Source organism: Bacillus sp. Nf3, assembly GCF_003028545.1.
GTDB classification, from domain to species: Bacteria; Bacillota; Bacilli; order Bacillales; family Bacillaceae; genus Bacillus; species Bacillus safensis.
In genome coordinates this window covers 1-877 of sequence record NZ_PYUA01000020.1, presented here as the reverse complement: position 1 = coordinate 877, position 877 = coordinate 1, and the positions used below count along the sequence as shown (strand labels likewise).

2 protein-coding genes are annotated in these 877 nt (G+C 67.8%); both read left to right on the top strand.

Annotation, left to right across the window (positions count from 1 at the left end; all coding sequences use genetic code 11):
- Window positions 1-449, top strand: a 449-nt coding sequence (locus tag C9414_RS20640; protein ID WP_181286171.1) for an L-lactate permease, incomplete at its 5' end; no start/stop codon positions are given.
- A 53-nt stretch (window positions 450-502) separates the two neighbouring features.
- On the top strand, window positions 503-877 hold a 375-nt coding region (locus tag C9414_RS20635), incomplete at its 3' end, for a GntR family transcriptional regulator (RefSeq protein WP_142398062.1).

The following is an 877-nucleotide window of genomic DNA, read 5'->3' as shown; positions in this document are numbered from 1 at the left end:
GCGAGCTGCGCATGCCGATCTATTCGATCGGCATGGTGCTGGCGTTCGCCTTCATCGCCAACTACTCGGGACTGTCGGCCACCTTGGCCTTGGCGCTGGCACATACCGGCGATGCGTTCCCGTTCTTCTCGCCCTTCCTGGGCTGGCTGGGCGTGTTCCTGACCGGTTCGGATACCTCGTCCAACGCGTTGTTCTCGGCGCTGCAGGCCACTACCGCGCAGCAGATCGGCGTGTCCGATGTGCTGCTGGTGGCGGCCAATACCACCGGCGGGGTGACCGGCAAGATGATCTCGCCGCAGTCGATCGCCATCGCCTGCGCTGCGGTGGGCCTGGCCGGCAAGGAATCGGACCTGTTCCGCTTCACGGTCAAGCACAGCCTGATCTTCACCACGATGGTCGGGCTGATCACCCTGGCCCAAGCCTACTGGCTGACCTGGATGATCCCCTGAGCCATGCCCGGCTGTCTGACCCCTCATTGCTCGCTTCAGGCCACAATGGCGCCATGAGCACGCAACGCATTTCGGACAAGGTGGCCGCGCAGCTGCGCGGCCTGGTGCAGGAACAACGGCTGCAGCCGGGCGACCGGCTGCCGGCCGAGCGCACGCTGGCGGTACAGCTGGGGGTCTCGCGTACCGCGCTGCGCGAGGCCATCGCGCAGCTGGCCAGCCAGGGCCTGTTGACCGCCCGCGTGGGCGGCGGCACCTATGTGGCTGAGCCGGCAGCGCGGGCACGGCAGGCGCTGGACGAACCGCTGGCCCCGTACCTGCCGCTGTTCCAGGGCGATCCGGAATACCGCTTCGACGTGCTGGAGATCCGCCACGCGCTGGAAGGCGCCACCGCCTGGCATGCCGCATTGCGTGCTACCGACGAGGACCGC